Below are 23,031 nucleotides of genomic sequence, written 5' to 3' on the forward strand. Positions count from 1 at the left end.
CACTCACCGACGTCTCCTCGGGCTGAGCGCACGCTATTGGTTTGGCTTCAAACGGTATGGACGCGAGGCGGCTTCCCGCAAGGGTCCGGTCATGAACTCCCCATCGCGGCAGGGGCATTGACCCCTCGGCGACACCTCTCTATGTTGTTTGGTATCAAACGAGTTCGGTCGAGCCGAGCGGCGCCGGTCGAGCGGTTTGGTCATACGGCTCGGTTACGCAGGTCGGTCACAGGGAGTCGGCCCATGAAGGTCGCCGTCGACATGAACAAGTGCCAGGACCACGGGCAGTGCGTGTTCGCCGCCCCGGATGTCTTCCGCCTCGACGACAGCGGACGCCTCGCGTACCTCGGCGATCCCGGTGAAGCGTTCCGCGCCGACGTGGAGGAAGCCGCCGACGTCTGCCCGATGCAGGCCATCCGGATCGAGGCCTGAGCGCCGTGACCGCGCGCGTGGTCGTGGCCGGGGCGTCGCTGGGCGGCCTGCGCGCCGCCGAGCAGTTGCGCGCCGTCGGCTGGACCGGCCCGATCACGGTGGTCGGCGACGAACCCCACATGCCCTACAACCGGCCCCCGCTCTCCAAGCGGGTCCTCGCGGGGACGGCGCCGTTCACCTCGCTGCCCCTCACCCCACGGGCCAACACCGCCGATGTGGAATGGCGGTTGGGGACGCGGGTGGCGGGCGCCCGGCTGCGGGACCGCGTCGTCGTCCTTGAGGGCGGCGAAGAGCTCGGCTTCGACGCCCTGGTCGTCGCGACCGGCCTGCGCTCTCGGCGGCTGCGCTGCCCCGGGCCCTCCGGACCGGGCAGCGGCCGCCATACGGTCCGTACGCTCGCCGATGTGCGCGCGCTGCGGGCCGAACTGGGCCTGCCCGGCGTGCGGTTGGTGGTGATCGGGGCCGGGTTCATCGGCTGCGAGGTGGCCGCCACCGCAGTCGGTCTGGGTGTCGCCGAGGTGACCGTCGTCGATGTAGAGCCCCTGCCGATGCTGCGCCCCCTCGGCGGGCTCCTCGCCGGGGCGCTGCTGCGCCGGCACGAGGAACGCGGAGTGCGCTTCGCGCTGGGCACGGGGGTCGCCGGGTTCGAGGGCGGAGACCGCGTGACCGGGGTCGCCCTGAGCGACGGGCGGGTCCTGCCGGCCGATGTGGTCGTGGAGTCGGTCGGCTCGGTCGCCAACACCGAGTGGCTGGCGGGGAACGGCCTCGACCTGTCCGACGGCGTACTCACCGACGAGCACCTGCGGGTGCGGCGCGTCGGCGACGGTGCGGGCGGCACGGAGGCCGCTGCGGCGGGACTGCCGTACGTGGTCGCCGTCGGTGACGTCGCCCGCTTCCCCAACGCCCGCTACGACGGGGTGCCGCGCCGGGTCGAGCACTGGTCGATCCCCGGCGACACGGCCAAGCACGCCGCGCGGGCGCTCGCAACCCAACTCCTCTCACACACAAGCGACTTGACGCCCTTCGCCCCCCTCCCCTCCTTCTGGAGCGACCAGTACGACTTCCGGCTCCAGTCCTTCGGCTCGCCCGAGCTCGGGCACGACGACGTCCGGCTGCTCGACGGCGAGGCGGACGGCGACATGCTGGTCGGCTACCACCGCGACGGGCGCCTCGTCGGCGTGATGGGGCTCGGCGGGCCGGCCGTCGGCGCGGCCGCCGCCCGGCACCGGCCGCTCCTCCTCGAAAGCCCCGCCCTCAGCCCGCGAGGAGTCGCCCCGTGAGCAGCGTCCGCGGCTACTTCCATCCCAAGACGGCGACCGGCGAATCGTCCATCGCCCCCGCGCCTCCATGGCTGTACTCGGGCGACGTCCTCACGGTCGAATACCGCACGGATCCGGAGCGCGTACGCGAACTCCTGCCCCACCCGCTGGAGTTGGCGCCCGAGGACCCGGGGGCGGTCGCGCTCGTCTGGGCGGACTGGCAGTCCTGTTCGGCGTCGAAGCGGGAGCTCCTCGACCCGGTGCGGGCCCAGTACAAGGAGGCGTTCGCGGTCGTGCGCTGCTCGTACCGGGGGCAGGTCTACTCGCGCTGCGTCTACATCTGGGTCGACAAGGACTTCGCGGTCGTACGCGGCTTCCATCAGGGTTATCCGAAGAAGCTCGGTTCGATCCATCAGACCCGGCCGCACCCGTTCGGGCCGGCGCCCCGGATCGAGGCCGGGGCCCGCTTCGGGGCCACCCTGGCGGCGGCCGACCGCCGGCTCGCCCAGGCCGTGGTGACACTGCGTCAGCCCTCGCCGACGGGAGGCTTCGTGAACGGGCACCCGATGGCGCACCACCGCTGGCTGCCCTCCATCGAGAAGGGCAAGGGCCTCGCCCTCGACGAGCTCATCGAGTCCGGCGCCGCCTCCTCGGAGGCCGGGCAGGCGTGGCTGGGGGACGCGGACCTCGAACTCTTCGCATCCCCCACCGAAGAACTGGCCCGCCTCGCGGTGCGGGAGCCGATCGCGGCGTACTACCGACAGGTCGGCGTCGTATGGGACGGAGGCCGGCTCCTCGAATCCAACACCTCGGGAGCCGAGTAACTCCCTTGCCACGTCAACCAGTTGGAGGCTCCTGTGCCGATCGGTCGGAGGACGGACATGACGAGTGAGCACATCGCCTCAGTCGCCGGGGTCGCCGTCGACACCCGGCACTGGATCGGCGGGGCACGCGTAGGCTCCCCCACGACCTTCGCCGATGTTTCCCCGATCGACGGCCGCGCGCTCGCGGGGGTGGCGCGCGGCTCCTCCTTCGAGGCCGGCGCGGCGGTGGCCGCCGCGAAGGCCGCCTTCCCCGGCTGGGCTGCGACGCCCCGCGCCGAGCGGGCCCGCATCCTGCACGCCATCGCGGACGGCGTACAGAAGCGGTCCGAGGGCCTCGCCCAGGTCGAGACCCTCGACAACGGCGCGCTGCTCCGCTCCCACCGGCGCGGGGTGATGCCGAGGGTGGCGCACAACTTCCGCTTCTTCGCCGATCGGCTGCTCACCCTGGGCCTCGACGACTTCACGACCCCGGCCGGCGCCGTCAACCACGTCTCCTGGGACCCGGCGGGGCCGTGCGTGCTGATCACGCCGTGGAACGCGCCGCTGATGCTGGCCACCTGGAAGGTCGCCCCGGCGCTCGCCGCAGGCAACACGGTGGTCCTCAAGCCCGCCGAGTGGTCGCCGCTCACCGCCTCGCTGCTCGCCGACATCGCGGCTGACGCCGGACTCCCGCCCGGGGTCCTCAACGTCGTCCAGGGCTACGGTGGCGAAGCGGGCAGCGCGCTGGTCTCCCACCCGGACGTGCGCCGCATCAGCTTCACCGGTTCGGTGCCCACCGCCCGCCGCATCGCGGCCTCGGCGGCCGAACGCCTCACCCCGCTGAGCCTCGAACTGGGCGGAAAATCACCGCTGTTGGTGTTCGCGGACGCCGATCTCGACCTGGCCGTGGAGCTGGCCGTGGAGCAGTACGACAACGCGGGGCAGGTGTGTCTGGCCGCCACCCGGCTGCTCGTCGAGGAGTCCGTCGCGACGGAGTTCACCGCCCGGTTCGTGGCGAAGGCCACCCGGCTCCGGCAGGGCGACCCGCGCGACGAGGCGACCGGCGTCGGGCCGCTGATCCATCCCGCCCAGTTGGAGAAGGTCGACGGATTCGTGCGGCGCGCGATCGCGTCCGGCGCACGAGCCGTGATCGGCGGCACGCCCAACGCCGAGCTCGGCGGCACCTACTACCGCCCCACCCTGCTCACGGATGTGGCACAGGGCAGCGAGATCGTCCAGGAGGAGGTGTTCGGCCCGGTCCTCACGCTCCAGACCTTCGCGGACGAGGACGAGGCCCTGGAGCTCGCCAACGGCACCCGTTTCGGGCTCGCCGCGACCGTCGTCACCTCCGATGCCGGGCGGGCCCGGCGGGTGACCGAGCGGCTCGTGGCGGGCACGGTCTGGGTGAACTGCTTCTTCGTACGCGACCTGCGGGCCCCCTTCGGCGGCTCGCGCGCGTCCGGCACCGGCCGCGAGGGCGGCACGTGGAGCTTCGACTTCTTCTGCGACGTCAAGAACACCGTTACGGCACCGGGGAGTTGAGGGACCATGGGCGAGATCGTCGGGGCGGGCCTGCTCGCGCACGTGCCCACCATCGTGCTGCCCGAGCCGGTGCGGCGCGAGCTCAACGAGGGCGAGGAGATCAGCCTCGTCACCGGACTGCGGCAGCTGCGCGCGGACGTCTTCGAGAGCGACCGCTACGACACGGTGGTGGTCCTCGACTCGCACTGGGCGACCACGGTCGAGTTCGTCGTCACCGCGCAGAGCCGGCGCGCGGGCCTGTTCACCTCGGACGAGCTCCCCCGGGGCATGTGCCGGATGCGGTACGACTTCCCCGGCGACCCCGAACTCGCCCACCATATAGCCGAGTTCGCCCCTCGCCACGGCACCTGGATCACCGCCGTCGACGATCCGTACCTTCCGGTGCACTACGCCACCGTGAACCTGTGGAAGTTCCTCGGCGAGGGGTTGCCCGACAAACGGTGGCTGTCCATCGGGGTGTGCCAGACCGGTGACATGGAGGACCATCTGCGGCTCGGCCGGGCGCTCGCCGACGGCATCGCCGCCACACCCGGCCGCAGGGTCCTCCTCATCGCGTCCGGCGCCCTGTCGCACACCTTCTGGCCGCTGCGCGAACTGCGCGACCACGAGGCGAGCGACCCCGCCCACATCCGTACGCCCGAGGCCCGCGCGGCCGACCTCGAACGCATCGCCTGGTTCAAGGAGGGCCGCCACGCCAAGGTGCTCCACACCATGCCGGAATTCCGGGAGTTCAGGCCCGAGGCGCGCTTCGCGCACTACCTGATGATGGCGGGCGCGCTCGGCGGCGACGCGTGCACCGCGCCCGGCCGCCAGTACGGCGCGTACGAGAACTCCATCGGCACCGGACAGGCCCACCTGTGGTTCGACCGCCCCGCCGACGGCTGGACCGGCACGGGTCCACCCGCGTCCGCCGCCCCGCGCCACCCGCACCGACGCGACCGGGAGGCCTGACATGAGCGAGTACCGCCGCATTCTGCTCGACGGGTCCGCTGTCCAGGTCGTGCGCGAAGGGGAAGAGCTCGTCGCCGGGGACGGCCGCCGGGTGAAGGCCGAGGAGGCCGCGCATCTGCCACCCGTCATGCCGTCGAAGGTGGTCGCGGTCCACCTCAACCACCGCAGCCGAGTGGCGGAGTTCGGCGCCCAACTCCCGTCCGCACCGACCTACTTCCACAAACCGGTCTCGGCCCTCAACTCCCACCGGGGCGCGGTCGTGCGCCCGGCGGGCTGCAAGTGGCTCAACTACGAGGGCGAGGTGGCCATCGTCATCGGCAGGACCGCCCGCAACATCGCCCCCGACGAGGCGGCCGCGTACATCGCGGGTTACACCGTGGGCAACGACTTCGGGCTGCACGACTTCCGCGACACCGATGCCGGTTCGATGCTGCGCGTCAAGGGCTCCGACACGCTGTGCCCGCTGGGCCCCGGCCTCGTCACCGACTGGGACTTCCGCCACAAGTACCTGCGCACCTACGTCAACGGCAGGGTGGCGCAGGACGGTTCGACCGACGAGATGCGGTGGGACATGCACTACCTGGTGGCCGACATCGCCCGCACCATCACGCTGCTGCCCGGCGATGTGCTCCTGTCGGGGACCCCGGCCAACTCCCGTCCCGTACAGCCCGGAGACGTCGTCGAGGTCGAGGTCGAAGGGCTCGGGCGGCTCACCAACCACATCGTCGCGGGTCCGACACCCATCCGCTCCGACGTCGGCGCACAGCCCACCGAGTCCGAGGAAGTGCTGTCCACGGCGCTCGGCGGGGACTGGGAGTTCCGCGGCCTCCGGGCACCGCGCCGATAGGGCGCGCCCATACGGGCACCGCACCGGGCATGCCACGGGGACGCCCGGCGCGGTGCTGCACCACCTCGGAGCCCGTGTCCGAACCCCGCCCGGGCCTGCGACGCCCGACGGAGTTCGGACACCGGCTCTCCCTCACCCGCAGACCGAGCCCCTGACAGGTGATCCTCGTGGACGGCAGGACGGCCGCAAGACAACCCATCGAGCAGGACTCCCCCGCCGCCGGACGGCTCAAGCCGAACGCGCTCGGTGTCCTCGGCATCCTCTTCCTGGTCCTGTCGGCGCAGGCACCTCTGACCGGCATCGCGGGTGCGGTACCGCTCTCCGTCGGTCTGGGCGACGGGCCCGGCGTGCCCGCCGCCTACGTGGCCGCGGGCGCGGTGATCCTGCTGTTCTCCGTCGGCTTCGTCGCCATGAGCCGCCACGTGGTCGACGCGGGGGCCTTCTACACGTACATCGGCCGGGGCCTCGGCCGCACCTGCGGTGCGGGCAGCGCGGCGGTCGCGCTGTTCGCCTACTGCACGGTCCAGGCCGCGATGTACGGCCTGTACGGAGCGACCGTGAGCGGCATCGTGCAGCAGCACACCGGGGCTGAAGTGCCGTGGTGGATATGGGCGTTGGCCACCATGGCCGTCGTGCAGGTGCTCGGCGCGACCGGCATCGAAATGGGGGCCAAGGTCCTCGCGGTGTTCGTCCTCGCGGAGATGAGCGTGCTGCTCGCCTTCGGCCTGGTGACGCTGTTCCGGGGCGGCGGCCCGGAGGGGCTCGGCTTCGCGCACAGCTTTTCGCCGGGCGCGGCACTCAAGGGCGCTCCGGGGGTGGCGCTGATGTTCGCGGTGGCGTCAATGTTCGGCTTCGAGGCGACCGCGATCTACGGCGAGGAGGCGCGCGAACCACACCGCACCGTGCCGCGGGCCACCTACCTGTCGATCCTCGTGGTCACCGCCTTCTTCGCCTTCACTTCATGGATGGTGGTCTCCTCGTACGGTGCCTCCGGCGCCACCGGGGCCGTGAGCAAGGCGCTTGCGGGCGGGGACGGATCGGCGTTCGTGTTCGCGCCGATCGCCGGGCGGTTCGGCGGCTGGGCGAACGACGTCCTGCCGGTACTGCTCGCCACCTCGCTGTTCGCGGGCATGCTCGCCTTCCACAACTCGGCCAACCGCTACCTGTTCTCGCTCAGCAGGGAAGGCCTCCTCCCGCGCGGCCTTCGCACCCTGAACCGGCGGCACTCCCCCTGGGTCGCGGGCAGTGTGCAGACGGCGGTCGCCGTGCTGCTCGTCGTGCCGTTCGCGCCGGCCGGCAAGGACCCGGTGCTCACCCTGTTCTCCTGGTTCAGCGGGGTGGCGGTGCTCGCGATGATGCTGCTGTACTTCCTGACCTCGGTCTCGGTGATCGTCTTCTTCCGCCGCGAGCGGCTCGACACCCGGCCCTGGAACACGCTGATCGCCCCGGCGCTGGGCGCGCTCGGCCTGGCGGGCGCCATCTGGCTGATCCTGGCCAACCTGACGACCCTCATCGGCGGCGACCGGACGACGGCCACCTGGCTCGCGCTCGCCGTCCCGGTGGTCCTGGCGCTGGGCGCGGGGGCGGCGCGGCTCGTCCGTGGCAGAGCTCGGTGAGTTCCTCCGGGCGGCCGCTGATCGCGATCCCGGGCCGACCGATCCGGGGCGGAACGCCGTGAGCTTCGCCGCGCGCCCGCTGATCGCGATCCCGGCCCGCTTCGCGGCCTCCACGTCGGCACTGCGGTACGCGGCCGAGGTCAACGCCCGTGCGCTGATCGAGGCGGTGTGGCGGGCGGGCGGCGAGCCGGTCACCCTGCATCCCCATGCGCCGGGCGGCCGGGCGGATCCGGCGGAGGTGGGCGCCCGGCTCGCCCGGTTCGACGGCGTCCTGCTGCCCGGGGGCGGTGACGTCGCCCCGGGCCGGTACTCCGCCGAACCCCATCCGAGCGCGTACGACGTCGATGCCGAGCAGGACGGCTTCGACCTCGAAGTGGCGCACCAGGCACTGGAGTTGGGGCTTCCCCTCCTCGCGGTCTGCCGCGGCATGCAAGTCGTCAACGTGGCTCTGGGCGGCACCCTGCACCAGGACATGGGCGGCCCCGAGCGCTCACACCGGCGCTACGTGCACCGGGTGGCCGTCCGGCCCGGGACGCTTCTCGCGCGGGCCACGGGTGCGACGAAGGTGACCGCGTCCTGCTATCACCACCAGCGGATCGACCGCGTCGGCGTGGGCCTGACGGTCACGGCCCGTGCGGCCGACGCCACGGTGGAGGGGCTCGAACTCCCCTGCCACCGGGGTTGGTTCGTCGCGGTGCAGTGGCATCCGGAGGACACGGCGTGCGGTGATGCTGCGCAGCGGGGGGTGTTCGGGGCGCTCGTACGGGCGGCAGCCCGCACCGGGGGTTGAGAGATCCTGGGGGTTTGCCCCAGACCCCGGCGGGTTCGCCCACCCGCCCGCCCGTAGGCGCAGGGTTGGACGGCGCAGCCCCTGGGGCTGCGCCCCAGACCCCCTGCGGATTTGCCCACCCGCCCGCCCGTGACGGAGGTTGGATGAGCTGAGCCCTGGGGCTGCGCCCCAGACCCCCGGGGGCGGGCTGCCCACCCGCCCGCCCATGACGGGGTTCAATGGGCTGGGCCCTGGGGCTGCGCCCCAGACCCCCGGCGGGGACTTCGTCCCCTGCCCCCCTCCCGGGGGGCTCCGCCCCCGGACCCCCATATCGCGCCTGAACGGCGCTCGTCCTCAAACGCCGGACGGGCTGGGGGTGCCTGTATGGGCGCTACTCAAGGCGCCGGGCGGGCTGGGGGCTGTAGGCACCACGCGAAGAGCCGGGTGGGCTGGGGGTACCTGCATGGAAGCCACCCGAGGAGGCGAACAGTGGGGTACCCGCATGGGCCGGCACCAAGTGTGGAGGGTCGCGGTGGGGGGGTGCCTGCGTGGCCCGCTCGAAATCTGGGACAGGCCGGGTATGCCTGCACCACACCCTGCCAGGGGCGCGGGGAACTGCGCGACCAGCCCCCACTGGCCCGCAGCCGAACAATCACAGACCCCAGCACAACAGCTCCCCCCAGCGCATCTCATCCCGCAAGGGGCGCGGGGAACTGCGCGATCAGCCACCCACCGGCCCGCAGCCGACCGGCAACACACCCAGCGGAGCTCCCAGCACCCCCAACCCCCGGAGGCCACGCGGCGGAGCCGCAGAGTGTCACAGCGGGAAGGGGTGGGGTGGGGCCGAATCGCGGGGTCTGGGGCGAAGCCCCAGCAACACCGGGCCCCCCGACAGGCCGAGCCACTCAACCCTTCGGCCGGCGCCCACTACGCCGCGGCGCCGGATCCGCCCCGCCCAGCAGCTCGCGCCGCCGCTCCTCCCCCCGCTCCTCCACCTGCAGCACCACCCGCCGCAACCCGTCCGCCACGCTCCGGCACTCCGCGTCACCCAACTGCCCGGTCACGAATGCCTCTTCCTCGTTGAAGCGCGGGAAGAGGCCCTGCATCAACGCCTCCCCCTCGTCGGTGAGGCTCAGCAGTACGAGCCTGCCGTCGGTCGGATGACCGGCCCGTTTCACCAGGCCCCTCGCCTCCAGCGTGCGGGCGACGCCGGTCAGCGTGCCCTTGGAGATGCCCGCCTCCTCGGCGACATGGCGGGTCTCCGACTCCCCCCAGATCCACACCACCCACAGCACGACGAACGCGGTCCACGTCAGATCGCAGCCGCGCAGCACGGAGTTCTCCAGGTGCTGGCGGACCGCGGAGGCCGCCCGGTAGATGTTGGCCACCACGGCCATCTGATCATGGCGGATCGGCGCACCGCCGAGCTTCGCCTGCGCCAGCTGCTCTGCTTCGGTGATGGATCGCCGGCCGGGCACGGGCCACACCCCTTCGACGCCGCGGGGGCGGCATGGTTCGAGGACATCGTTCGGACTCAAATTGTACGAACGACGTAACGACGTCCGGAAGCCGTCTCGCCCCCCCGAGGGCGACAACTCGCCCTCTTGCGGGACGACTTCCTCACCGCCCGACCCCGACGACTTCCGCCCCCCTACCGCGCGGGACGGTTTCCCCACCCCCTCGCCTGGGCCCGCAGTCAGCCGAATCGCACGCTCAGCGGCAGCCGTACGCCGAAGCTCAGGGTCTGTCCCGGTTGTGCCGCATCGAGGAATTGATTCGGGTCGCAGTCCGCGTCCTCGTACAGAATGGCGGTGCTGTTCGTTCCGTTGTGGACACTCAGTGCCTCACCGCTGAGGATGAAACAGAAATGGTCGGGCGGATTGTCGATCGTGGTGATTCCCCCGGTGTCCGCGCGTTGATAGCTGAAGCTGCCCGTAGCTGCCTGGGCATCGGTGCAGAGCCCGGCCATCGCGGTGAAAAGCGAAAGCGCCGCGCCGGCGACCAGAACCGACCTGGTCACCCTTTTGCCCGTGAGTTCCCGCCCGAGTGCACGCATGAGTACACGCATCTGCGACCTCTCCCTGTCTGTGCCCAACTCTCCCTGTAGCTGGGCTATTTGAGCGTGCTGCACCGGCGTGGGAGCGGAAAGCGACTCGCCCCCGTCGTCACTCGGACGGCGCAGCGCGCACCTCGACGCACGGGCGCGGGCGGGCGCCCGGCAGGTGGGTACGCGCCCATTCGAGCGGTTGCCAGCGGCATTTTTCCTGCGGAACCATCGAGGGACCCAGAGGGGGGTGCCTATGCACAGGCGACTTACGCCACGAAAAACTCTGCGGAAAGCCACGCGCAAAGTGACGTCCGGAAAGCGCGCGGCTCCCATTCGGCGGCTGGGAACGGTGGTTGGCGGGGCTCTTCTCCTGATCGCCCTGCTGCCGTCCAGCGCACAGGCGGCCGATGGAAGGTTCCCGTACATCCGGTTCGACACCGGAACATTCGACGAGCTCGACAATCCGCCGAACGGCCTGTGCCTGCCACTTACCGGCGGTGCGGCTCACGCGGGCAACGACACCGACGCCACCGCGTTCGTCTACGCGGACACCGGCTGCCGGCAACTTCTCGCGATCGTGGGCGTGGGAGGGACGTGGGACGAGACCGGCCCGCCGCCGCTGCCCGCCCGCAGCGTGGGCTTCGGCTCGGGCTAGCACCTGCCCCGTCCAACCACCCCAAGTCACCTCAATTGCAAGGGAGTTGATTCATGAACGTACTCCGGCGGGCGAGCAGGGTCCTCGTGACCGCGGCCGCCATCGGAGCCACCGTCCTCGTCCTCAATCCCGCGACGGCCTCGGCCGACTCCCACGGGAGCTCCGTTCGTTCGGGCGTCGCGGCCGACTACAAGTGGTTCACCTGGGACGACCTGAGCGTCGGTGACTGCCATCAGACGGGCGGCCACCTGCAGCTCTACTCCGACGGCAAGCTCACGTTCAACGCCACGACCTGGACGACCCGCACCATCAGCGGGGACATCTGGCACTCGCGGTTCAAGCTGAACAACGGGGCGGGCCAGACGATGTACACCACCGGGACCTACGACAGCCCGACCATGTGGCCGAGCAAGCACCACACCTACACGGTGCAGGGCACCTTCGAACCCAGCGTCTACAACGCCATCGCGAGGGTCGTCCAGCACTCCGAGTGCTGAGAGCCCGTACCCACGAGCGGCGGCGCCGTGCTCTGCGAAGCACGGCGCCGCCGCCTCTTCATGTGCCGCTCGGGATGCGCGGGTGCCGCTCACTGGGGCTTGAAGGAGCGGATCTGGTAGTTGCCCTGGAGGTTGCCGCCCTTGCCCGCCTCAGTGGATCCGACGCGCGCGTGGTAGTTGGTCTGCGTGTAGTACTGGACGCGGTGCCCCGTCTTGTTCCACACGGAGAGCACGTTCTGGCCCTTCTGGATGAAGGAGCAGTTGCCCGCCGTGTTGGCGAGGCTGGACTGCGACCACTGGCAACGGGTTCCCGAACCGTTCCAGCCGCTGTAGATGCAGAAGTATCCGGGTGAGCAGTTGTAGGCCGCCGCCCGGGCGGGCGCCGCGGGGGCCGCGGTCGCGGTGGGTACGACGCCCAGCGCGGCGGCCAGGGCCACGGAGGCGACGGCGAACGAGTGGATACGACGCATAAGGAGCAACTCCTCTTTCTCGTCGGCGGTCCGGGCCGGCCACACCTCGTGGGCCGGCCGCACAGGACCGCATGGGCGCGGGGAAGCCGGGCCGAACGGTGGCACCGATGGACCCGCCCCGCGAAAACACCGCCCAGTATTTCGTCGCCCCCAGTGCACCAGCAGGGCATTTCTCGCCGACCGGGCAAGGCTGGAAGCACGGCGGCGCACGCTCCGGTCGTGCGCCGGGGGCCGCCCCACGCGCCCCGCGGCCTGTCGCGTTGGGGCGGACGGGTGATATTCGGCGGGCCTCTCGGCGGGGCGCCGTCGCGGCACCGCGCAGGCATGAAAGGGAGTCGGACAGAGCTCCGTGTTGTATGACAATCATCCGAACCAGAGGACTGTGCATGCCTGCCCCAGCACTCCACGCCTTCACGAGCCCGCGCACGCGGGTCGCCGCCGTCGCGGCACTCACCCTCGCGGGAACCGCCCTGGCCGGCACACCGGCCGCTTTCGCCGCCCCCGGCGACAACGGCGACGTGAAGATCCACGCGATGGGAACGCTCTTCACCGACCAGAGCAACAACCCGAAGGTCTGCGGCTTCTACCTCGACGCCTTCAACTTCGACACCGTCCAGGGCGTCACCTGGAACATCAGCCCCCAACCCGCCAGGGCCGGCGGCGCCACCCTCACCGGCGCCGTGCGGCTCACGGCCGGCACCGGATACACCGCCCCGCTGACGCTGCCCGACGGGGAGTACAAGCTCGTCTGGAACATCGCCGGCGGCAACGGTGCGGGCAAGCAGAAGGTCTTCAAGGTCGACTGCGCGCCGGCCTCCACGCCCAGGGCCGCCACGCCGGTCGGCGGGGTGCCCGCGGGCGGCGGCGGCCTCGCTCAGACTCCGGGCGTCACGCAGGCCGGAGCCGCGGCGGGCGTGGGACTGGTCTCGGTCGCCGGGGTGCTCTACATCCGCCGACTCCGACGCCGCACCGATGGCGCAGCGTAAACACGCCCCCATCGCCCGGCACCGGACGCGCGCCTACCGCCTGACGAGGACGGCGGCCCTGGCCCTGTCCCTGGTGGTGGGCGGCGTCTGGTGGGCCCAGGACGACGGGCCCTCACCGGCTGGCGCCGACGGGCCCCGGTTCAGCAAGGTGGCGGCCGCCCCGGTCGGCGACAGCCGGGGCCCGGCGTCTCCGCGTCCGGCGTCCCCACGTCCGGTGGCGCCGCGTCCGCTGCCCCCGTCCCCGGCGGTCTCGCTCGCGATCCCGTACCTCGGCGTCACGGCGCCGCTCATCCCCCTGGGCCTCGACGCGCAACGGCACCTCGCCACGCCGCCCGTGGACAACCCCAAGGTGGTGGGCTGGTATCAAGGCGGGGCGGCTCCGGGCGAGTTGGGCACGGCCGTCGCCGTCGGGCATCTCGACACCAGGACCGGGGCGGCCGTCTTCGCGGGCCTCAAAATGCTGCGCCCCGGCCGTCTGATCGAGGCCCGCCGCGCCGACGGCAAGGTCGCCGTGTACACCGTGGACAAGATCAAGACGTACGACAAGAAGCGCTTCCCCGACCAGGCGGTGTACGGCCCGACAGGTCGCCCCGAGCTCCGGCTCATCACGTGCGCGGGCCGGTTCAACGCGAAGACGGGGTACGAGAGCAACCTCGTCGTCTTCGCCCACCTCACCCAGGTCCGCACGACCTCGGCTCACCGGGGCCACAGGGCCTAGCGCACCGTTCGCCTCAACTCGCGGCCGGAAAACGCCCCTTGGGGTTCCGGTGACGTTCCGTGGCTATTGACACTCCTGTCAATGACATGGACATTACTAATCGCTCATCCGGCTCCCCCGCCGCCCCACCCGCGCGGCCGGGAGCCGTGCTCCACCCCCCACCCTCGTCACATCCATGACGCACGGTCCTGGAGGAGCCACCATGAAACGACGCAGAACCGCCCTGGCCGCAGCCCTGCTCACCGCCACCGCCGGTCTCGCCTCGATGCAGAGCGCCCAGCCCGCCACCGCCCACCACGCCACCACGCCCTCCCCGGACGCACCCCACCGCGGCACGGTCGCCGGGGCCCGCACGCCGGACCACAACCCGGCGAGGGACCGCGCCGTAGCGGCGCTCAAGAAGGGCCGCAGCACCACGTTCCGCAAGAACCAGGCCGACCCCACGCACAACTGGTGGGGCGTGTTCCCCCAGCCGGGCACCCACGACGGCATCACCGCGACCCACACCGTCGATCCGTCCTACCGGGTCAGCGACGCCGACAACTTCACCTACGCTCCCACCACCAAGGCGCAGAACTCCTGCATGGAGGTGGTCACCGCCTACTGGAACAGCGGCAACGAGATATAGGCCTGGGACTGGTGCGGGGCGGGCGGTCCGGCCAAGACGGTCGCCGTCGACGCGGACTTCAAGGCGAAGTACACCCAGCCCTCCGGAGACGAACTCGCCTACAGCGTCCAGCTGGTGCGCGACAGCGGGTCCGGCAACAGCTGGTCGTCGTACCTCTACAACTACCAGTCGGCGCAATGGGAGTTGCTGTACCGACAGGCCGGTCAGGACCAGAGCGGGCTCGACCACGGCTGGGACATGTTCGAGATATACGCGAGCGTGAACCCCTCGACCGGCACGGGCTACTACTGCACCGAGGCGCACGACACCGTCTTCGACAGCAGCGCCATAGAGCTCCGCCACAACGGCACGTGGAAGCCCGCGAGCCCGTCCGACTCGCCGTGGACCGAGGAGAATCCGTCCGGACAGGACTTCCTGTGCCCGCAGTTGAACTTCATCCGGGCGGGAGCCGACGACCACTGGACCGTACGCCAGTAGGCGCAGGGCCTGCCTCGCACAAGGCGCGCACCTTTTTCCGGGCACGGCACTAGGAACCTCAGGGCCGTCTCGCTACCCTCCGCGCATGATTTCCACGGTTGTCTGGGGTACCGGCAATGTCGGCCGTGCGGCGATACGTGCCGTCGAGGCCCATCCGGCGCTGGAGCTCGCGGCCGTCCTGGTCCACGACCCGGCGAAGGTCGGCCGCGATGCCGGTGAACTCGCCGGTGTCGAAGGCCAGTTGGGCGTCGCGGCGAGCGACGACATCGAGGCCGTGCTCGCCGAGCACCCCCGGGCCGTGGTGTACGCGGCGTCCGGTGGCATCCGGCCCGACGAGGCCCTCGCCGATGTCACCCGCGCGATGCGGGCGGGCGCCGTGGTGGTCACCCCCGCGCTGTATCCGCTCTACGACCACCGCGGCGCCCCGCCGGAGTTCCGGGACCCGGTGCTCGCCGCCGTCGCGGCGGGCGGCGGGTCCCTGTTCGTGTCCGGTGTCGACCCGGGCTGGGGCAACGACGTGCTGCCCCTGCTGATCAGCGGGCTCGGCAGCACCGTGGACGCGATCCGCTGCCAGGAGATCTTCGACTACTCCACGTACGAGCAGGAGGAGTCGGTGCGCCATCTGATCGGCATGGGGCATCCGATGGACTACGAGCCCCTGATGCTCGCCCCGTCCGTCCCGACCATGGTGTGGGGCGGCCAACTCAGGCTGATGGCAAGGGCGTTGGGCGTCGAGCTCGACGACATCCGCGAGACCTTGGAGCGGCGCGCGCTGGATGCGACGGTGAGCACCCGCACGATGGGCACCTTCGAGGCGGGCACGCAGGGCGCGGTGCGCTTCGAGGTGCAGGGCATCGTCGAGGGCGAGCCGCGCATCGTCATCGAGCACGTCACCCGCATCCACCCCTCCTGCGCCCCGGACTGGCCGGTGCCGCCCGACGGCGGCGACGGGGCGCACCGGGTCGTCATCGAGGGGCGCCCGCGCATCGAGGTCACCGTCGAGGCGAGCGACGAGGGCGAGAACCGGTCCGCGGGCGGCAACGCCACCGCGGTCGGCCGCCTGGTGAACGCGATCGACTGGCTGGTGGCCGCGGAACCCGGCCTCTACGACGCGCTCGACGTCCCGCTGCGCCCGGCAGTCGGCAGACTCGGAAGGAAGCAACGATGAGGATCGACATCCCCGAGGGCCAGGAGCCGATCGGGTACGTGTGGGGCGACATGGTCCCCGGCATCGGCATGGCCGCCGCGAACTTCTCCCTGTCGGTGTACGCCCACACGACCCTGGGACTAAGGGAGTTCGAGGCCGCGCGGCTGCGGATCGCGCAGATCAACGGCTGCCAGTTCTGCCTGGACTGGCGGACCGACCGGGACGGCGAGAAGGTCGAGGAGACGTTCGCCGACGCGGTCACCGAGTGGCGCACCACCGACGCCTTCGACGACCGCACCCGGCTCGCCGCCGAGTACGCCGAGCGCTACGCCCTTGACCACCACGGTCTCGACGAGGAGTTCTGGGCGCGGATGACCGCGCACTACAGCCAGGTCGAGATCGTGGAGCTGAGCATGAGCATCGGCTCGTGGCTGGCGTTCGGCCGGCTCAACCACGTGCTCGGCCTCGACTCGGTGTGCGTACTGCCGACGCACTGAAAAGACGCACACTGAAAGGGCCGTCCGGCGTCCCGGGCGGCCCCGCGTTCGCGCCGTCACGTGAGATCGGCGGCGATGATCTTCTCGATGTTCCGTTCGGCGAGCGCCGTGATGGTGACGAACGGATTGACGCTGGTGTTGCCTGGGATCAGCGAGCCGTCGATGACGTACAGGCCCGGATAGCCGTACAGGCGCCCGTAGTTGTCGGTGGCCTTGTTCAGGACCGCGCCGCCCAGCGGGTGGTAGGTGAGCGTGTCGTTCCAGATCTTGTACACGCCGAACAGGTCGGTGCGGTAGATCGTCCCCTCCGTCGCGTTGATCTTGTCGAAGATCGTCTTGGCCATGTCGATGGACGCCTGTTTCCAGGCGGTCTGCCAGTCCAGGTCGACCCGGCCCGCGACGGGGTTCCAGGAGAACGTGCCGCGGTTGGGGTTCTTGGTGATCGACAGGTAGAACGAGGCGTACGTCTCGATGCCGGTCGGCAGCGGCGCGACCTCGGCGAACGCGCCTCCGGCGGTCCAGTTGTCGATGCCGCCGCACGGGATGGACGCCTGGACCTTGCCGGTGGGGTCCCACATGTAGTTGGCCCGGCCGCACATCACGTTGCCGTTGTCGCCCCAGCCCCGGCCGATCTCGCCGTTGAGGTTGGGCAGGGCGCCGGTCGCCTTCAGTTTGACGAGGAGCTTGCTGGTGCCGACGCTGCCGGCCGCGAAGAACACCTTGTCCGAGGTGACGGTCTTGGTGGTGGTGACATCGCCGTTGGTGTTGAGCTGCTCGATGACGACGGTGTAGCCGCCGGAGCCCGGGGAGACCGAAGTGACCCTGTGCAGCGGGGAGATGGTGACCCTGCCGGTCGACTTGGCCTGCGCCAGGTAGGTCTTCTGCAGCGACTTCTTGCCGTAGTTGTTGCCGTACAGGATCTCGCCCGCGACGGCCGACTTGGGGACGGTGCCGGCCGACTCCTGCTTCATGTAGTCCCAGTCGTACACGTCGGGCACGAACACGAACGGGAAGCCGGAGCGTCCCGCCTGCTTGCGGCCGACGCGGGCGAACTGGTAGCAGTCCACGGTGTCGAACCAGGCCGGGTCGATGAGTCCGGACCCGAGTCCCGCGTTGGCGCGCGGGTAGTAGGTGTTGTACATCTCGTCGGGGTTGACGGACGGGAGGATGGCGCCGAAGTTCTCGCGCTTGGGCGTGACCGCCATGCCGCCGTTGACCAGCGAACCGCCGCCGACGCCGCGGCCCTGGTAGACGGTGATGCCGCTGAAGTCCTCGGCATCCAGGATCCCGGTGTAGCGGGGGATGTCCTTGTCGATCGGGATGCCGAAGAAATTGCTCAGGGGCTGCTTGGTCTTGGTGCGCAGCCAGTACGAGCGGTAGTCCGGCGCGGTGGTGTTGCAGAAGATCTTGCCGTCCGAGCCGGGCGTGTCCCAGGCCATGCCCATCTCGATCATCTGCACGTCGACGCCCGCCTGGGCGAGCCGCAGTGCGGCGACCGAGCCGCCGTATCCGGTGCCTATGACGAGCGCCGGGACATGGGCGCCGTCTCCGATCGGGGCTGCCTGGGCTCCGGTCGCCGCATGCGCAACGGTGCCGTGACCGACGAGCGCCGCGGCGCCAAGAATAGAACCCGTTCCAGCGATGAATCTTCGCCGCGAAACACCCTGGGAACCTGAAGTTTGCATGGTAGTGTCACTCATGTGACATTCCTCACTCTCGATGGAGTGAGAACAGGTTCTACTGGCGGTTGCGTGATAAGTCACTACATACCTAGAGGTAACTTGTGGCTCATTACGCGCTCTTGAACGGGGGCGCGGGCGCCGGTTTGCGGTTGATCGGGGTCACGGGGGTGCGGATGGCGACCGGGGTGCGGCGCGGCCCGGACCACGGCGCGGGTACGGCGTCGATGTCACGCGCGATGCGCATGGCCAGCGCCTCGTAGTTGACCCGCCACCCCCGGAAGTGCGGCCACGCCTCCTCGGGGGCGCGCTCGGCGGGATAGCCCTGCTCCTGCATCCGTGCCACCCCGGCCAGGAAGTCCTCGTAGGTGAGCTCAAGCGGACCGTCCGGGTGCGGATCGGGGTCGTACGGGATGCCCTGGAGGTCGGCGATGTCGCGGAGGCAGACGAATCCGGCGCGCAGCGCCATCCGTACGTCGGACTGCGGTTGGGAGGGATTGAAGGCGAGTTGCAGCGCGGCCGCGTCCATCACCGCAAGGAGTGCGATCAGCCAGTTGCGGGTCGCCTTCGGGGAGCGGAAGTGGATGAGGACCGGGTAGGTGGTGTGGCTCTCGCCCACCTCGGCGCTCCACCGCTCCCAGCCGACGAACAGTTCGCCGACGCTGCTCACCAGGTCGACCTGGGCGTACCGGGCGAGGATCTCCGGGCCCCAGGGCGGGCTGCCGGCGCGCGCCTGGAGCAGGGTGACCTCGGTTTCGCGGCGCTGGTAGGCGGCGTACAGGGTGGGCAGATAGCCGATCTGAAGGCCGATCACGATGGGCCCGGTGGCCGCCGCGCAGAAGTCGATCGCGTTCAGGCTGGCCCGGTTGCCGGCGGCGAAGCCGAGGGTGAAGAGCGAGGAGCCCGACTCGGTCATCGACTCCCGCAGACCGAGCCCGCTCACCGCCGCTTCGAGCAGCCCGTAGCCGATCATGAAGAAGAGCAGCCAGCCCATCAGGGTGACCACGATGGACAGCGGCGCGACCGGCGCGAGCACCCGGTCCTTGGCCTCGGCCCCGTGCAACAGGTCGGCCACCCGTTGGAAGGGCCAGCGCACCGCTTGCTGGACGATCCGGGTGAAGCTGGATCGGGTCGGCCGGGGAATCACCAGGGTGCGCAGCACCGAGGAGAAGATCCCGAGCACGAGGACGGCGCCGAGCACGCCGAACACTGCTCTCACCTGGACGTTGTTCCTTTCCGGTACGCCGGGCGGCGGCTGCCCCCGCCCGGCCACAGGAAGGTTACGTCGCCCCGGAGTCAGGGCGCGGAAGGCGCCCTCCGGCGCTCTCCTCCTCGGGCGGGCGCAGCCGCCTGCCAGCCTTGTTCGAGAAGCGCGAAGGCGCCTCGCACCGCCTCGCGCGAATCGCTCGCCGCCCTCGCCAGGCTCAGGGTCTCCAGGGCGAAGCGCGCCAGGGCCGCGCACACGGGGTCGTCCTTCGCGGCGCCGATGTCCTCGGCGATGGCCCGGGCCAGGGCCACCTCGTGGCGCAGCCACATGCGGTGCGCGTAGTCGCGCAGTGCCGGGGTGCCGTCCACGAGCGCGATGAACCGGGCGAATTCCGAGTCCCCGGCACCGGCGTCGATCTTGTTCTTCAGGATGTGCTCGCGCAGGGCCGCGGGGATGGAGCGGCCCTGCGGGCGCTCGCGCACCGCGGCCACGAGGGCCGCCTCCTGCCCGGCGTCGTCGTCGAAGACCAGCGCCTCCTTGCCGGAGAAGTGCTTGAACAGCGTCGTCGTCGACACATCGGCGGCGTCCGCGATGTCCTTGATGCCGACCTGGTCGTAGCCGCGCTCCAGGAAGAGCTTCAGCGCCGCGTCGGCCAGCGCCTGCCGGGTGGCCGCCTTCTTGCGCTCCCGGCGCCCCATCGTCTCGGTCATGACGGCCAGCCTACCTCTGGGTTGTCACGATAGGAAAGTTCACTCATTGCACTTTTTTATTGAGTGTGGTTTTTTGGAGTGGCCGGGCACGGCGCTCCGCCCCCTTCCGCCCGGCTCACCCGCACCCCTCGTGGAAGGAGTGATCAGCCATGTCCGCATCCGTACCCGAACAGGCCGCCGCGCCCCGGAACGTCCGCTGGGCGCTGCTCGGCGTCATGCTCGCGATGCTCCTGTCGATGCTCGACAACATGGTCGTCGGCACCGCGATGCCCACGATCGTCGGCGACCTCGGCGGTCTGGAGCACATCGCCTGGGTCGTCACCGCTTACACCCTGGCCACGGCCGCCTCGACTCCCGTGTGGGGGAAGTTCGGCGATCTGTACGGCCGCAAGCACATGTATCTGGCCTCGGTCGCCGTGTTCGTGGTGGGCTCCGCGCTGTCCGGGGCCGCCCAGTCGATGACCCAGCTGATCGCCTTCCGGGCGCTCCAGGGTCTGGGCGCCGGCGGCATCGGCGCCGGCGCCTTCGCCCTCATCGCCTCCCTCGTGGCGCCGCGCGAGCGCGGCCGCTACCAGGGCATGACGGCTTCCGTGATGGCGATCGGCACGGTCGGCGGCCCGCTGATCGGCGGCTTCGTCACCGGGCACCTCGGCTGGCGCTGGGCGTTCTACCTCAACCTGCCGCTCGGCGCGGTCGCCTTCGTCTGGTGCCTGCTGATGCTGCACCTGCCGGCGCGCCGCACCCCGGCCCGCGTCGACTGGCGGGGCATCACCTTGATGACGGCCACCATCTGCGCTCTCGTCCTGGCCGCGACCTGGGCCGGATCGACGTACGCCTGGGCCTCCTGGCAGATCCTGGGCCTGTTCGCGCTGGCCGCCCTGGGCACGGCCGCTTTCATCGCCGCGCAGAGGCGCGCCCCCGAACCGGTGCTGCCACCAAGGGTGTTCACCGGTCACCGCAACTTCCCGCTGGCCTCCGCGCTGATCCTGGTGGTCGGGGTCGTCATGTTCGGCTGCGCCCTGTACCTGCCGTTGTTCCAGCAGACCGTCCAGGGGGCCTCGGCGGCCGACTCGGGGCTGCTGCTCCTGCCGATGATGATCCCGGTGGTGTTCGTCTCGCAGCTCGGCGGCAGGTACATGTCGGCCACCGGCAAGTACAAGATCTTCCCCGTGGTGGGCGCGGCTTTCATGGCGGCCGGGCTGTTCCTCCTGTCCACGATGGACGTCAACACCTCGCGCACGGTGACCGGTTGCTACATGGCCCTGGTGGGCATCGGGCTCGGCGCTCAGATGCAGATGGTGATGACGATGGCGCAGAACAGCGTCGAGATGCGCGACATGGGTGCCGCCTCGGCCTCGATGAACCTGTTCCGCACCATCGGCGGATCACTGGGCGTCGCGGTCTTCGGCTCCCTGTTCACCGGCGCCGTCACGGCCCACCTTCCGGGTACGGGGTCGGGCGGCCGTCCGGATGCCGGCACGCTCGCGCACCTGCCCGCCGCGGCCAAGGACGCCTACCTGCATGCGGTGACCCGGGGGACCCATCAGATCTTCCTCACTGCGGCCGTGCTGTGCGCGGCCGCCTTCGTCGCCGCGCTGTGCGTCAAGGAGGTCCCGCTCCGGGGCAAGCCGCAGCCCGCTCGGCCGGACGCGCCGAGCAAGGCCGCCGTGTAGGGGCTACGGGCGGCGCCGGGGCTTGCCGCGCTTGGCCGCGCCCTTCGCTGCGCCGGAGCCGCCGCGCGGGTTCTTGGCGCCGGGCTTGCCCGCCTTGCCGCCCGCCTTGCCCTCAGCGGGCTTGCGCTGGGCGCCGCCCGTGTCGGACCGCTTCTGCTTCGGCTGGGGCGGCGTCGGCGTACGGCCCCGGGAGCTGTTCACCGTACGACCGCGGACGATCCCGATGAACTCCTCGACCAGGTCGGGGGTGGTCTCCTCCTCCGGCCACGACAGCGCGACGCGGGACTCGGGGACACCCGTGATCGTCCGGTACGTCAGGTCCTTGCGGTGGTAGAGCCGGGCGAGCGACTGCGGCACGACAAGGAGGCCCACTCCGGCCGCCACCAGCTCGATGGCGTCCTCCGTCGTCGCGGGGCGCTCCAGGGCCGGCCGGCCCGGCGGGCGCTCCCAGTCCAGGGTGTCGTCCAGGGGGTGCAGCACGATCTCGTCGGCCAGCTCCTCGGCGGACACCTCCTCGACCGCCGCGACGAGGTGGTCCTTGGGGACCACGACGACCGTCGTCTCGGTGTAGAGGGGGATCGCGCTGAGATCCGTACGGTCGATCGGCAGCCGCACGAATCCCGCGTCCGCGCCACGGCCGCGCAGCACGTCGGGCGCCTCGGCGGCGGTCACCGTGCTGAGGGTCAGGGGGACGTCGGGCAGCCGCTCGTTCCAGATCCGCACCCACTTGCTCGGCGTCACACCCGGAACGTAGGCGAGCCGGAACGATGGGGGGTCTTCCGAGCCTGTCACCCCGCCAGGTTACCGGTCGTGGTCAGCGGTATCGCACACGCTCGCTACTCTTGACACATGACGTCGCACCAGACCACCCAGACGATGAAGCCCGCGACCGCGGCGAAGAAGCTGGGTGTGTACCTAGAGGCCACCCCCGCCGAGTTCCAGGAGGGTGTCGTCTCGCGTACCGAACTGAACGCCCTGCAGGCCGACCCGCCCCAGTGGCTGCAGGACCTGCGACGCACCGGCCCGCACCCCCGGCCGGTGGTCGCGGCCAAGCTCGGCATCTCCATCGCGGGTCTCGCGCGCGGCGGGGTCACCGAGGCCCTCACCACCGAGCAGATCGACGCGCTGAAGCAGGACAACCCCGAGTGGCTGCAGAAGGAGCGCGCCACCCAGGCCGAGGTCCGCAAGGAAACGGTCCGCATCAAGGAGAAGCACGAGAAGGACAAGGCGAAGAGCGCGCAGCAGGCCGACGAGTCCGGCGGCCCCCGCTCCTGACCCACCCCGGCGTCCACAGACGCCAAGCGGTTGCACGAGAGTGCCGCTGACCGGTTGCCAAGCACCTGGTCAGCGGCACTTTTGCGTGGGCATGACCCCGGGCCGAGCGCCAACTCCCTTAACCACGCGGCGAATTGCCATTCCTG

At 70.9% G+C, this 23,031-nt stretch carries 25 protein-coding genes; 18 read left to right on the forward strand and 7 right to left on the reverse strand.

The genetic code is table 11. The annotated features are described in order from the left end of the window. Positions 1–243 precede the first annotated feature (243 nt). From OHA17_RS03310 to OHA17_RS03345, 8 genes are all read left to right on the forward strand, one after another. Positions 244–432: a ferredoxin gene (locus OHA17_RS03310; protein ID WP_398873546.1), complete on the forward strand. Its 189-nt coding sequence runs from the start codon at positions 244–246 to the stop codon at positions 430–432. A gap of 5 nt (positions 433–437) precedes the next feature. Continuing rightward, on the forward strand, positions 438–1,712 hold the full coding sequence (locus tag OHA17_RS03315) for an NAD(P)/FAD-dependent oxidoreductase (RefSeq protein WP_406503863.1): 1,275 nt from the start codon (positions 438–440) through the stop codon (positions 1,710–1,712). Further along, positions 1,709–2,515, forward strand: coding sequence for an acetoacetate decarboxylase family protein (locus tag OHA17_RS03320; protein WP_406503865.1), 807 nt, complete (start codon positions 1,709–1,711; stop codon positions 2,513–2,515). Before OHA17_RS03315 ends, OHA17_RS03320 begins: the two co-directional genes overlap by 4 nt. Before the next feature lie 57 nt (positions 2,516–2,572). Then, on the forward strand, positions 2,573–4,036 hold the full coding sequence (locus OHA17_RS03325) for an aldehyde dehydrogenase (protein ID WP_406503867.1): 1,464 nt from the start codon (positions 2,573–2,575) through the stop codon (positions 4,034–4,036). 6 nt (positions 4,037–4,042) lie between these two features. Then, complete coding sequence (locus OHA17_RS03330) at positions 4,043–4,987, forward strand: 3,4-dihydroxyphenylacetate 2,3-dioxygenase (protein WP_406503869.1); 945 nt, start codon at positions 4,043–4,045, stop codon at positions 4,985–4,987. A gap of 1 nt (position 4,988) precedes the next feature. Then, on the forward strand, positions 4,989–5,834 hold the full coding sequence (locus OHA17_RS03335) for a fumarylacetoacetate hydrolase family protein (protein WP_406503871.1): 846 nt from the start codon (positions 4,989–4,991) through the stop codon (positions 5,832–5,834). Between the two features lie 167 nt (positions 5,835–6,001). Continuing rightward, positions 6,002–7,450 carry an APC family permease gene (locus OHA17_RS03340; RefSeq protein WP_406503873.1) on the forward strand — a complete coding sequence of 483 codons (1,449 nt, stop codon included), beginning with the start codon at positions 6,002–6,004 and terminating at the stop codon, positions 7,448–7,450. Positions 7,451–7,508: 58 nt separating this feature from the next. Continuing rightward, positions 7,509–8,240, forward strand: coding sequence for a gamma-glutamyl-gamma-aminobutyrate hydrolase family protein (locus OHA17_RS03345; protein WP_406503875.1), 732 nt, complete (start codon positions 7,509–7,511; stop codon positions 8,238–8,240). An 884-nt stretch (positions 8,241–9,124) separates the two neighbouring features. Here OHA17_RS03345 and OHA17_RS03350 read toward each other — a convergent pair. Then, entirely contained in the window at positions 9,125–9,697 is a 573-nt protein-coding gene (locus OHA17_RS03350; RefSeq protein ID WP_053728415.1) for a MarR family winged helix-turn-helix transcriptional regulator, read from the reverse strand. Between the two features lie 218 nt (positions 9,698–9,915). Next, on the reverse strand, positions 9,916–10,287 hold the full coding sequence (locus tag OHA17_RS03355; protein WP_398873528.1) for a hypothetical protein: 372 nt from the start codon (positions 10,285–10,287) through the stop codon (positions 9,916–9,918). 328 nt (positions 10,288–10,615) lie between these two features. Here OHA17_RS03355 and OHA17_RS03360 point away from each other — a divergent pair, with 328 nt between their 5' ends. Next, positions 10,616–10,921, forward strand: a complete 306-nt coding sequence (locus OHA17_RS03360) for a hypothetical protein (RefSeq protein ID WP_406503878.1) — start codon at positions 10,616–10,618, stop codon at positions 10,919–10,921. Between the two features lie 53 nt (positions 10,922–10,974). Continuing rightward, complete coding sequence (locus tag OHA17_RS03365; protein ID WP_406503879.1) at positions 10,975–11,418, forward strand: DUF6294 family protein; 444 nt, start codon at positions 10,975–10,977, stop codon at positions 11,416–11,418. A gap of 89 nt (positions 11,419–11,507) precedes the next feature. On the opposite strand, the gene OHA17_RS03370 is transcribed toward OHA17_RS03365, so the two are convergent. Then, on the reverse strand, positions 11,508–11,888 hold the full coding sequence (locus OHA17_RS03370) for a peptidase inhibitor family I36 protein (protein ID WP_406503881.1): 381 nt from the start codon (positions 11,886–11,888) through the stop codon (positions 11,508–11,510). A 386-nt stretch (positions 11,889–12,274) separates the two neighbouring features. Here OHA17_RS03370 and OHA17_RS03375 point away from each other — a divergent pair, with 386 nt between their 5' ends. The 6 genes from OHA17_RS03375 (at position 12,275) to OHA17_RS03400 (ending at position 16,341) form a co-directional block, all read left to right on the forward strand. Then, positions 12,275–12,874: a hypothetical protein gene (locus OHA17_RS03375; RefSeq protein WP_406503883.1), complete on the forward strand. Its 600-nt coding sequence runs from the start codon at positions 12,275–12,277 to the stop codon at positions 12,872–12,874. Further along, positions 12,861–13,592, forward strand: a complete 732-nt coding sequence (locus tag OHA17_RS03380) for a class F sortase (protein WP_406503885.1) — start codon at positions 12,861–12,863, stop codon at positions 13,590–13,592. Before OHA17_RS03375 ends, OHA17_RS03380 begins: the two co-directional genes overlap by 14 nt. Before the next feature lie 202 nt (positions 13,593–13,794). Beyond that, a complete protein-coding gene (locus OHA17_RS03385; protein ID WP_406503887.1) occupies positions 13,795–14,220 on the forward strand; it encodes a hypothetical protein in 426 nt (141 codons plus the stop codon). Between the two features lie 114 nt (positions 14,221–14,334). Further along, the gene (locus tag OHA17_RS03390) at positions 14,335–14,697 is read left to right on the forward strand and encodes a hypothetical protein (RefSeq protein ID WP_406503888.1); all 363 of its coding nucleotides are present in this window, start codon (positions 14,335–14,337) and stop codon (positions 14,695–14,697) included. A gap of 85 nt (positions 14,698–14,782) precedes the next feature. Continuing rightward, positions 14,783–15,865 (forward strand): dihydrodipicolinate reductase, encoded by a 1,083-nt coding sequence (locus OHA17_RS03395; protein WP_406503890.1) that lies wholly within the window; start codon positions 14,783–14,785, stop codon positions 15,863–15,865. Beyond that, on the forward strand, positions 15,862–16,341 hold the full coding sequence (locus OHA17_RS03400) for a carboxymuconolactone decarboxylase family protein (protein ID WP_406503892.1): 480 nt from the start codon (positions 15,862–15,864) through the stop codon (positions 16,339–16,341). The genes OHA17_RS03395 and OHA17_RS03400 overlap by 4 nt, the downstream gene beginning before the upstream one ends. A gap of 56 nt (positions 16,342–16,397) precedes the next feature. On the opposite strand, the gene OHA17_RS03405 is transcribed toward OHA17_RS03400, so the two are convergent. From OHA17_RS03405 to OHA17_RS03415, 3 genes are all read right to left on the reverse strand, one after another. Next, entirely contained in the window at positions 16,398–18,041 is a 1,644-nt protein-coding gene (locus tag OHA17_RS03405) for a GMC oxidoreductase (RefSeq protein WP_406503894.1), read from the reverse strand. 91 nt (positions 18,042–18,132) lie between these two features. Then, positions 18,133–19,239: a hypothetical protein gene (locus OHA17_RS03410; RefSeq protein WP_406503896.1), complete on the reverse strand. Its 1,107-nt coding sequence runs from the start codon at positions 19,237–19,239 to the stop codon at positions 18,133–18,135. A 77-nt stretch (positions 19,240–19,316) separates the two neighbouring features. After that, positions 19,317–19,937: a TetR/AcrR family transcriptional regulator gene (locus OHA17_RS03415; protein ID WP_406503898.1), complete on the reverse strand. Its 621-nt coding sequence runs from the start codon at positions 19,935–19,937 to the stop codon at positions 19,317–19,319. A gap of 149 nt (positions 19,938–20,086) precedes the next feature. Here OHA17_RS03415 and OHA17_RS03420 point away from each other — a divergent pair, with 149 nt between their 5' ends. Continuing rightward, a complete protein-coding gene (locus OHA17_RS03420; protein WP_406503900.1) occupies positions 20,087–21,610 on the forward strand; it encodes an MDR family MFS transporter in 1,524 nt (507 codons plus the stop codon). 3 nt (positions 21,611–21,613) lie between these two features. On the opposite strand, the gene OHA17_RS03425 is transcribed toward OHA17_RS03420, so the two are convergent. Then, on the reverse strand, positions 21,614–22,402 hold the full coding sequence (locus OHA17_RS03425; RefSeq protein ID WP_406503902.1) for a LysR family transcriptional regulator substrate-binding protein: 789 nt from the start codon (positions 22,400–22,402) through the stop codon (positions 21,614–21,616). A 57-nt stretch (positions 22,403–22,459) separates the two neighbouring features. Here OHA17_RS03425 and OHA17_RS03430 point away from each other — a divergent pair, with 57 nt between their 5' ends. Next, positions 22,460–22,885 carry a DUF5997 family protein gene (locus OHA17_RS03430; protein WP_398873500.1) on the forward strand — a complete coding sequence of 142 codons (426 nt, stop codon included), beginning with the start codon at positions 22,460–22,462 and terminating at the stop codon, positions 22,883–22,885. Positions 22,886–23,031: the final 146 nt, after the last annotated feature.

This window comes from Streptomyces sp. NBC_00212 (genome assembly GCF_045206365.1).
GTDB lineage: Bacteria > Actinomycetota > Actinomycetes > Streptomycetales > Streptomycetaceae > Streptomyces.

Coding starts and splice junctions, on each gene's coding strand:
- OHA17_RS03420 (WP_406503900.1), top strand. CDS start 20,087: ATGTCCGCATCCGTACCCGAACAGGCCGCCGCGCCCCGGAACGTCCGC.
- OHA17_RS03375 (WP_406503883.1), top strand. CDS start 12,275: ATGCCTGCCCCAGCACTCCACGCCTTCACGAGCCCGCGCACGCGGGTC.
- OHA17_RS03325 (WP_406503867.1), top strand. CDS start 2,573: ATGACGAGTGAGCACATCGCCTCAGTCGCCGGGGTCGCCGTCGACACC.
- OHA17_RS03385 (WP_406503887.1), top strand. CDS start 13,795: ATGAAACGACGCAGAACCGCCCTGGCCGCAGCCCTGCTCACCGCCACC.
- OHA17_RS03370 (WP_406503881.1), bottom strand. CDS start 11,888: ATGCGTCGTATCCACTCGTTCGCCGTCGCCTCCGTGGCCCTGGCCGCC.
- OHA17_RS03355 (WP_398873528.1), bottom strand. CDS start 10,287: ATGCGTGTACTCATGCGTGCACTCGGGCGGGAACTCACGGGCAAAAGG.
- OHA17_RS03380 (WP_406503885.1), top strand. CDS start 12,861: ATGGCGCAGCGTAAACACGCCCCCATCGCCCGGCACCGGACGCGCGCC.
- OHA17_RS03330 (WP_406503869.1), top strand. CDS start 4,043: ATGGGCGAGATCGTCGGGGCGGGCCTGCTCGCGCACGTGCCCACCATC.
- OHA17_RS03395 (WP_406503890.1), top strand. CDS start 14,783: ATGATTTCCACGGTTGTCTGGGGTACCGGCAATGTCGGCCGTGCGGCG.
- OHA17_RS03430 (WP_398873500.1), top strand. CDS start 22,460: ATGACGTCGCACCAGACCACCCAGACGATGAAGCCCGCGACCGCGGCG.
- OHA17_RS03335 (WP_406503871.1), top strand. CDS start 4,989: ATGAGCGAGTACCGCCGCATTCTGCTCGACGGGTCCGCTGTCCAGGTC.
- OHA17_RS03310 (WP_398873546.1), top strand. CDS start 244: ATGAAGGTCGCCGTCGACATGAACAAGTGCCAGGACCACGGGCAGTGC.
- OHA17_RS03400 (WP_406503892.1), top strand. CDS start 15,862: ATGAGGATCGACATCCCCGAGGGCCAGGAGCCGATCGGGTACGTGTGG.
- OHA17_RS03405 (WP_406503894.1), bottom strand. CDS start 18,041: ATGAGTGACACTACCATGCAAACTTCAGGTTCCCAGGGTGTTTCGCGG.
- OHA17_RS03365 (WP_406503879.1), top strand. CDS start 10,975: ATGAACGTACTCCGGCGGGCGAGCAGGGTCCTCGTGACCGCGGCCGCC.
- OHA17_RS03415 (WP_406503898.1), bottom strand. CDS start 19,937: ATGACCGAGACGATGGGGCGCCGGGAGCGCAAGAAGGCGGCCACCCGG.